This is a genomic window from uncultured Vibrio sp. (assembly GCF_947488985.1).
Classification (GTDB): Bacteria; Pseudomonadota; Gammaproteobacteria; order Enterobacterales; family Vibrionaceae; genus Vibrio.
This window is the reverse complement of sequence record NZ_CANLBV010000126.1, coordinates 1-7,797: the sequence shown is the minus strand read 5'-3', so window position 1 is coordinate 7,797 and position 7,797 is coordinate 1. Positions and strand designations below refer to the sequence as shown.

Here is a 7,797-nt window from a genome sequence, read left to right as displayed (position 1 = left end):
CGAGAATTAAGCATTATCGAGCTATTTCAAGTAGATATGACAAGTTAGAAAGGAATTATGCCAGCATGCTATCGCTGGCATTCATGTTGATGTGGCTACCGATGTATTGTTGAACACGGAATGTACAGCAAAGATCAACACGCCCTAGTTTGTTCAGCGATATTTCATCAATACCGTGTATCTCAACAATTCGCAAGCTACAATTACCATCAGCTATACAAGCTACTGATTTTATGCGCAATGGCACCGTTCATTTTGCTAAAAAATCCATCTCTCGCATCAATATCAACCTTGTAGGGATCCCGCCTGAAGGATCATGTAACGAAACCTAATTAAGAGTAATCCAATGAGCGCATTCAAAAAACTAGTCGAACACTCTCAAAAATGTTCACGATTTCAGCACCTGGCTTCTATCTGTGGTTGGGAGCAAGCAACTACCAACCTATGCCTAAATTTTCACTAATCTAAACGCTATCCACTACATCGACACTCACCACCACACCAACAATTTAACAACTCAGAACAGCCACTCATTAACCATATGAAATCAGGTGACTTTATTATAAGTCGCCCTCATAATCTCGTTATCAGCAAAACGATTTAAAGAATGGATTACATGACTAACATTGATGACAAAAACATAATCAATTGGATTAAAAACCAAGAATTCTCGAACCTAGCTTTCCTAGATGACTGTTGGCGCTCTCACGAAAATGAATGGTATCTAGGGTTTTATTACTTCATCCAGTACCTAAAGCAAGAAAGCTTAGATGATGTCATTGCGGAAGTCGTTTCACGACAAGGTGATGAATCATCTGCCTACTGCTACCTCGGAAAGACCGCTAGTAAAATTTATGATTCATTCTATGAATATCACATACCAGCCGGTTATTACAGAAAGGCCGTCGAGTTAAACCCTCACAATGCCGACGCACACTGGGGCTTATTCCAAACAGATGGCGCTACTGATTCATGTATAAAGTCACTAAGCAGCGATTACGAAAGCGGTCAACTTGAGCGGTTGGAGCATAAAATACGTAACTTATCTTATCGTGTGCGTAAACTAGCAGAGTTCTCTCACCAAGACTGGCATGCAATCAAAACCTTTGTCCAAGACGATAGAATTACATGTAAAAAAGAAATGCTGGTCTTTGCTCATTTCTATCTAGATGAAGTAGAAGATACCTTATCCCTAATAAAAACAATGGATAAGGTAAACATCGAAATCATCAAGGCATATTTCGACCGCGAGCTTATAACTAAAGAGTTTGCACTTACAAAGCTGTACTACTCAAGTGTTCACGAACTTTTAGGCGAAGACCATAAGAGCATTTATCAAGCGCACGCAAGCGAGGCGAAAAAAGGAAAACCCAACCCCACTCGAACAGTTTTAATGCAGAAGGCTTTTCGTGCAAAAGAATATAAAGACGTAGTGACCTATTATGAAGAAGCGCCTGAGGGCGACATTATGTTACGACACGAAGTTAGCCCACGATTATACTACCTACTAGCCCTATCTTACTTAAACCAGAGTCCAAACAAGCAAGCTTTAGAGCTTGTAAACAGCAAAGCTAGCACTTTACGAGACGAATCTCTGGCACTATACAATGCTGTAAGGTGCAAACATAATATTGAGAAGCTTGAACAAATTTTTTTTGAAGGTAAGGATTTCGACCACCCCATTAGTGTTATGGGGCTATATCAAAATGCTAACAGTGCGCTCGATAACCCCTCCCTAATCAATCACTACCTGCATGAACCACTTAGTAAAGAGCTAGACTCCTTAAAAAACAAATGGAATCACGCCTATCACCATCAACAACTGACCGAAATGAAAGCAAAGTTAGCAAATGGTGATATGAATAGTGAAGATTACCAACGCCTACACAACTTGGGCATGGAGTGTAACGAGTTTGACTTTGTAATTGAAAGCGTCACTGAGTTCCACAAGAGCAACGTACCAACGATGTCGTCGTATAATTGCATAGGAGTCTGCCATGACTTTAAGGAAGAATTTAGCATCGCTCTTGAATACTATAAACTTGCCCTAGATTTAATGGTTTTATCTAAGAACTATAGTCATACTATTATCAGCAACTACCTTAGCTGCGCGAAAAAGGTGCCGGATGTAGCGATACCGGAAAACGAATTTCACACACTACGCAACCAATTCAACGTTGAGCTAACCAATCGCTTTAAATGGGGTATATTCACCGCCAAAAAAGGCACTTTATTCAAGTACTCTCCTTTTAACATCAACACCATCGACGCACTTACAAACCAGTACCTATATCTAGCCTCCAAAGAGCAACTGAATGACCCAATTGAACTACCCGTACTAAGTAAGCTCGATTCGGATAGTCTCGTAGACCCAACCAACTATAGAATTTGTTCACTCTCCAATAACCAAAACTCTATGCTGATGTGGTCTCATTACGCACAAGAGCATCAGGGTATTATGGTGGGATACTGGTTTGGCGGTAAATTCCCTAGTGGTGTTGGCGTGGCGAAAGTTGATTATGCCGACCACTTAAAAAGGAACAGAGAGCAAGACCTTTATGTGTTTAATCAATATCTTCTGACTAAAAACAAAGAGTGGGAATACGAGCATGAGGTTAGAATATTTTCCAATCAAAAAGAAACTGTAAGTTTTGATATCTATGAATATCCGAACAATGATAGGGATAAAATTAACGCTCATATTTGCAGCATTACATTAGGTTGTAAATTCCCAGAAAACAAAAAACAGCTCATTGCAAACATAGTTAATTCCATGAATAGTCAAAGAAAAAATCATGAGCCTAAGGTAACCCTACGCGAGGCATTTATCCCCGAAGACAACAGCTTTGCTTTAGAGTATCGGGATATCGATATCGCAAACATCTAGCCCCAACAAAAAGCCGACCTTTTAACGGGTCGGCTTTTCACTATCACACTGCTTTTTATCTTCAACCACATAACAAATAGGCTTAACCTTGAAATCAGTATCGTTAAAGCTATTAACAATTATACTATTGTTAATATTCCCATTATCAGGCACAGGATTGATAAGACAGCATAAGATAATTAGGACTTCCATTTCACCACCTATTCTTAACCACAACGCTTACTTCACGCTGTGCCTGTGTAGCTGAATTACTTACTGTAAATTGGTCTGTACGAGCAGCCAACGACGTTGTATTACTAAAACCACAGCTAGTGAAATCATAAGCTTGATATCTAGCGTAAGACGCGTTGTTTCGTATATGTTGAACATCAATTCGCTTTAATGTGTGTGCTCCATACCACCCCCAACCGTTACTATAACGCCCCGAGTAATATCCACGAGTTCTGAATATCTCTACTTCTGCCGTATTCAGGCGATGCTTGCCGTATACTTTCGCGTATCCGCTTGCGCCTGTACTATTCGCAGTCCATACCGCCCTTACACCTTGGACGGTCGGAGAGCTGATAACTAAGTGAGACGGCTGTTGCCAAACGGTAGATTGATTAAGGTTAGCCGCTGTTTGATTGTATCGAATTGCAACTACAGAGGAATCAAAATGGATATCTCCATCATCACCATATGCAGCCAAACTTTTGTTACCAGTAGGTATCAAACTTCCGCCTATCCCGTTTCTACAATAGCGGGGAAACCGACCCGATGTAGGCGAACTCAATGAATTAGTAGACGCACTGCTGTTTAGTGACGCGGGAATGTGATTACTCCATCCCCCTAGATATGCTAATGATTTTGCCATCGTTTCTTCCCTCTACTTTGTTCGGCACTCCCATGCTTTCTAAGCATATCGTTAAAAGTCCCGACAAAGACAATCTCATCGACTTGCCCTACGTGTTCGCCAGTATCAGACTGATATACGTCTTTTTCTAGTACTAACGGGATACTAGATTCTGGTTTTTCATCCATTATTGACCCCCGTTGAACGCGCGCCATATCTCTAGTAAGCGGTTTTGCTCATCCATAGGCGGCTCGTCTGATTTATTTTGAGAAAACAAGGCCAGTATCTCTCTACTGCTTGTATTACTCATCACATACGTTGTTATCAAGTCATCAAATTGCCAAACGCGCTTACTATCATGCAAATCAGGATGAGTTTTGATTTCAATGGTGTCAGTAGTTTTCAAGTCGGCCTTCAGTTGTTCAAGCTCAAGTTTATGAGATTGCTTTTGGCGTTCGAGAATTGAATTCACTAGGATTTCTTGGGCGGAATTTAATAACCACTCACCGCCCAGTTTTGTACTAGCTAACTGTTCAGAGTTTGCGCCAATCAGTTTCGCGATAAGCTCAGGCTCTTTGGTCAACGCATCATTCAAAGCTCGACGAGCTAACGCATTTTCGGTTCTAGCCTTTGCTGATAGTTTTTGTAACTCACGTGCCTTTTCTGAATCAAGCATCACTCCCCCTTACGGCCTTTCTTGGCGTATTTGCAGCGAGATACTAGCGTTCTGGCTTGTTTCGTATAAACACTCCGCTTTTCAACGATAAACGTGTGACGCATGCCTAGAGCTTCATTCATATGTGGTTTAGCGTCATTTGATTCGATATCCGCTTTGATTGCTTCTTGCCATTCTTTTGGCAAAGTCTCGACGAATTTCATATCCGCGTACTGACCTTTTGGCAACTGAACATCTTGAGGCAATACCCATGCATTGCCTGTAGTTGTATTTTTAATAATCATTCTTATAATCCGTTTTTGTTTAGCCACGAAAGAGATTCAGCAACGATATCTATCGGCTTTAGTATGCTTTCCATTTCTTTTCTGACTGCATCAACGCCTTTGGCTGGTGGTTGTGCATTTCCGTATGAATCTAAAATCGTGTTTAGTTCATTCTTAGTTGCTTCAACCTCATCTAGATTGCCGTGGCGTTGCTCTAGACCTAGTTTGCTTAGAAGACCTTGAACCTCTGCTAATGCATCAACATTCACGCCCTCGCTTTCATTGATTTCAGACTGACGTAAGAACTTGATGATATTCACAACCTCACGCGCAGTAAGTGTCTTGTTCAAAATCTCCCATTCTCCATCGCCATCAACTTTGATTTCAAAATCAGAATCGATTAGATTCGCGATATCTGGTCTTAGTGTGAACTTACCGTCGGCAGTAACTTGACCCACATCATATGCGACTTCATCGCCATCTGAATCAATCAGTGATTTGTGACTAAAAAACAAGTCTGTGAATGAATCTGAATCTGATTTCTCGATATGTGATACGAACTCGGATTCGCTAAGATATTCGACGATTTCAACACCCTCGTTTAGTGCTTTCATGCTTTCAAAATCTAACTTACGTTCGTTCATCTTAATGACATCATTGATATCAGCGACGTATAGCGCGTTATTGATTTTTTCGATGTGTAGCCCAAATCCAGATTCGAATAGAGCTTTGTACTTAGCTCCAAGCCCCTTATCTTCAAGAAATGCGATTGAACCGCTACCCTCGGCAAAACGCCCTAAAGTTTTCAACATATTCCTTTGCAATGCGGATTCTCGGCACGCGAAAACAACGTCTGTGTGTGATGGCGAAAACTCGCCAATTTGTAATACTTTCATTAAAAGTTCCCTCTTTCGTACTCGTTCAACTCTTTACTTTGTTTTTCTGCCAGCTCATTGAAATGGTCGATTACAACCTCTCGCGCCAGAGTCGTAGTTATCTTGTTTGGCAATCCCGTTAGGTTTGTCAATGTCACTAAACGGTCGTTCATTAGTGAATAAATGAAATCAGAGGTTTCGCCTTTGCCGTTCTTTGGTTTAGAAACTCTGTAGTCGATACACGCTTTAACAAACGTCTTATAAGCGGTTTCAAGTGATTCAGGCATAATGAATTCATCGGTATATCGTTCACGCATGACAGCATTCTGTTCAGCAAATTTATCTAGCATGTATCACCCTCTTAGTTGATTAAATAGCTCGTTTGCACCCTCTGTAGGCTTCGATGTAGTTTGCGTTTCTTCACGAAACTGCTTGGCAGCGGTGTGAAAATCTCTAGCATTAACTTTTGAGTGAAACCCGTCGCCTTTCGACCAAATCAGGATGTTATTGCCGCTTTCAATGAAGAAATGGTTATCTTTAGCAATGAAATGTAAACCTTGCTCATCATTGAAATGGACGGTCGTTTTCCATAATTTCGCTACTTTCTGTAACTCTCTTAATGCCCCCATTATCGTGACTCCATCCAATTTAAGAACGGTTCTTTATGGTCATTAACATTTGAAATTGTTAGGAATCCCGCGTGTTTATGCTCTTGCTTGTACTGCTTCCACAACATCGCGATATGGTCAGGCTCTAGCTTCTTATCAAGATTGGTTAATACATCCTGTAGCAATATCGCCTCTAACTTGATGCGACTATCTGCGAGTTCGTTAAGTAATGTGCCAAACGCCTTGCTTGCCTTTGCTTTGCGACTACGCTCCGCCGCTTTTTGGATAATCTTCTTGTGGTGCTTTTCATAATATTCTCGGTTTAACTGTTTCTTTGACTTTGTCATTTTTCTTCCTCAACACCGACGGGAATCAGGCCATCGATGTATATTTAATTTTTAAAGGGTTTTTTCACAAAACTGGATGAACCCGAACCAGTTTGAGCTAGATGTCATTCTTGCTCTGATACTTCTATTTAGTGGTGTGTTTTTGACTGAATTTTCAGATAAGAGAATGAATTGGCAAATGTGTTGCTTTCGGTTGGCGGGGTTAGCGAGAGGTTGCGGGTTTTGAGCACAAAAAAAGGGGCAGCCTCGAATAAACGAAACTGCCCCGAAAGGCGACCTAAAGCGGGGACGCCCAAACTGATAATGAAGATTTCACATATGATGTAAAACTAGAGGTGAGCGCGATGGTTTTGACGAAAGACCATCAAAGCTACATAACTATTTATTGTTCAAATCTATGCGCTAATTCTGAACATGTTCACAATTAACCTTTACAAAGTTATGAACATATGTAGGCTATATGTTCATAACTACAAAGTATTGAACAAGGTTTGAGAATGAGTTTTATCGGATTCGCAAGAGTAAGCACACAAGACCAAAACCTAGACGCACAACTGGACGCATTGACAGAGGCAGGTTGCATTCGCGTTTTTCACGGCAAGCAATCGGGAAAATCGGACGACAATAAACAAAAGCTAGATGAACTAATTGATTATGTTCGTGATGGCGACACTGTTGTTGTGACTAAGTTAGACCGCTTGGGGCGCTCATTGAATATTATTCTAGATGCAATCACACGCATTCAAGCAAAAGGAGCGCAAGTAAAAACCCTTGATGGTCAGGTTGATACATCAGCCGACGATGCTATGCGTAAAGCAATGACTCAGCTACTAGGTGTATTTGCCGAACTAGAGCACAGCATTATCGTAGACCGCTTACAGTCAGGACGCGAGCGTACAGGTAAGAAAGGGGGTCGCAGACCATTATTATCAGACGACCTGAAAAAACTAGCCGTCTCGCGATTTAACAGTGGTGACTCAATCAGTCAGATTGCTAAAGATATGGGTGTGAGTCGCGCTACTGTTATGAGAGTGGTAAAAAATTAGACGGGGAATGCATCAAATTGATTTGCGATATCCTCTACAATCTCTAACTCCACGGTTAGCGATTCCTTTTCTCGCTCGCACATTGCAATCAATGTCAAGGTGGTGAGTGTAGGGTCGTCTTTTTTCAAGCTTTCAATACGCTCATCTAGACCATCGAGTGCGTCTTTAATCATCTCATGTGTGTTGACTATACTCGTTCAACTTGAAGATGCAGGCTTGAGAACTTGAAAGTTATCATTAATTCGAGATGCCAAAGAGCCTGC

10 protein-coding genes and 1 pseudogene are annotated in these 7,797 nt (G+C 41.1%); 3 read left to right on the top strand and 8 right to left on the bottom strand.

Annotated features, from left to right (window positions below; genetic code table 11):
• Both Q1A70_RS18045 and Q1A70_RS18040 read left to right on the top strand, forming a co-directional pair.
• Nucleotides 1-113 (top strand): annotated as a pseudogene (locus Q1A70_RS18045) (IS5/IS1182 family transposase); the annotation flags it as partial.
• Nucleotides 114-616: 503 nt separating this feature from the next.
• Entirely contained in the window at nucleotides 617-2,887 is a 2,271-nt protein-coding gene (locus Q1A70_RS18040; protein ID WP_299694902.1) for a DUF2971 domain-containing protein, read from the top strand.
• A 193-nt stretch (nucleotides 2,888-3,080) separates the two neighbouring features.
• Here the strand turns inward: Q1A70_RS18040 and Q1A70_RS18035 are convergent, their stop codons facing one another.
• The 7 genes from Q1A70_RS18035 to Q1A70_RS18005 form a co-directional block, all read right to left on the bottom strand.
• Complete coding sequence (locus Q1A70_RS18035) at nucleotides 3,081-3,599, bottom strand: hypothetical protein (RefSeq protein WP_299694899.1); 519 nt, start codon at nucleotides 3,597-3,599, stop codon at nucleotides 3,081-3,083.
• 307 nt (nucleotides 3,600-3,906) lie between these two features.
• Nucleotides 3,907-4,395: a hypothetical protein gene (locus tag Q1A70_RS18030; RefSeq protein ID WP_299694896.1), complete on the bottom strand. Its 489-nt coding sequence runs from the start codon at nucleotides 4,393-4,395 to the stop codon at nucleotides 3,907-3,909.
• Nucleotides 4,395-4,679, bottom strand: a complete 285-nt coding sequence (locus tag Q1A70_RS18025; protein ID WP_299694893.1) for a hypothetical protein — start codon at nucleotides 4,677-4,679, stop codon at nucleotides 4,395-4,397. The genes Q1A70_RS18030 and Q1A70_RS18025 overlap by 1 nt, the downstream gene beginning before the upstream one ends.
• 2 nt (nucleotides 4,680-4,681) lie before the next feature.
• Nucleotides 4,682-5,554: a hypothetical protein gene (locus Q1A70_RS18020; RefSeq protein WP_299694890.1), complete on the bottom strand. Its 873-nt coding sequence runs from the start codon at nucleotides 5,552-5,554 to the stop codon at nucleotides 4,682-4,684.
• Nucleotides 5,554-5,883, bottom strand: coding sequence for a hypothetical protein (locus Q1A70_RS18015; protein WP_299694887.1), 330 nt, complete (start codon nucleotides 5,881-5,883; stop codon nucleotides 5,554-5,556). Before Q1A70_RS18015 ends, Q1A70_RS18020 begins: the two co-directional genes overlap by 1 nt.
• A gap of 3 nt (nucleotides 5,884-5,886) precedes the next feature.
• Nucleotides 5,887-6,162, bottom strand: a complete 276-nt coding sequence (locus Q1A70_RS18010) for a hypothetical protein (RefSeq protein ID WP_299694884.1) — start codon at nucleotides 6,160-6,162, stop codon at nucleotides 5,887-5,889.
• On the bottom strand, nucleotides 6,162-6,488 hold the full coding sequence (locus Q1A70_RS18005; protein ID WP_299694881.1) for a hypothetical protein: 327 nt from the start codon (nucleotides 6,486-6,488) through the stop codon (nucleotides 6,162-6,164). The genes Q1A70_RS18010 and Q1A70_RS18005 overlap by 1 nt, the downstream gene beginning before the upstream one ends.
• A 497-nt stretch (nucleotides 6,489-6,985) precedes the next feature.
• Between Q1A70_RS18005 and Q1A70_RS18000 the strand changes: the two genes are divergently transcribed.
• The gene (locus Q1A70_RS18000; protein ID WP_299694878.1) at nucleotides 6,986-7,534 is read left to right on the top strand and encodes a recombinase family protein; all 549 of its coding nucleotides are present in this window, start codon (nucleotides 6,986-6,988) and stop codon (nucleotides 7,532-7,534) included.
• On the opposite strand, the gene Q1A70_RS17995 is transcribed toward Q1A70_RS18000, so the two are convergent.
• Nucleotides 7,531-7,707, bottom strand: coding sequence for a hypothetical protein (locus Q1A70_RS17995; protein WP_299694875.1), 177 nt, complete (start codon nucleotides 7,705-7,707; stop codon nucleotides 7,531-7,533). The two genes, Q1A70_RS18000 and Q1A70_RS17995, sit on opposite strands and share 4 nt — an antisense overlap.
• Nucleotides 7,708-7,797 lie beyond the last annotated feature (90 nt).

Bases quoted from the DNA above. Each gene is read 5' to 3' on its own strand.
- Q1A70_RS18040 (WP_299694902.1), top strand. From the start codon at position 617: ATGACTAACATTGATGACAAAAACATAATCAATTGGATTAAAAACCAA.
- Q1A70_RS18030 (WP_299694896.1), bottom strand. From the start codon at position 4,395: ATGCTTGATTCAGAAAAGGCACGTGAGTTACAAAAACTATCAGCAAAG.
- Q1A70_RS18025 (WP_299694893.1), bottom strand. From the start codon at position 4,679: ATGATTATTAAAAATACAACTACAGGCAATGCATGGGTATTGCCTCAA.
- Q1A70_RS18020 (WP_299694890.1), bottom strand. From the start codon at position 5,554: ATGAAAGTATTACAAATTGGCGAGTTTTCGCCATCACACACAGACGTT.
- Q1A70_RS18015 (WP_299694887.1), bottom strand. From the start codon at position 5,883: ATGCTAGATAAATTTGCTGAACAGAATGCTGTCATGCGTGAACGATAT.
- Q1A70_RS18010 (WP_299694884.1), bottom strand. From the start codon at position 6,162: ATGGGGGCATTAAGAGAGTTACAGAAAGTAGCGAAATTATGGAAAACG.
- Q1A70_RS18005 (WP_299694881.1), bottom strand. From the start codon at position 6,488: ATGACAAAGTCAAAGAAACAGTTAAACCGAGAATATTATGAAAAGCAC.
- Q1A70_RS18000 (WP_299694878.1), top strand. From the start codon at position 6,986: ATGAGTTTTATCGGATTCGCAAGAGTAAGCACACAAGACCAAAACCTA.
- Q1A70_RS17995 (WP_299694875.1), bottom strand. From the start codon at position 7,707: ATGATTAAAGACGCACTCGATGGTCTAGATGAGCGTATTGAAAGCTTG.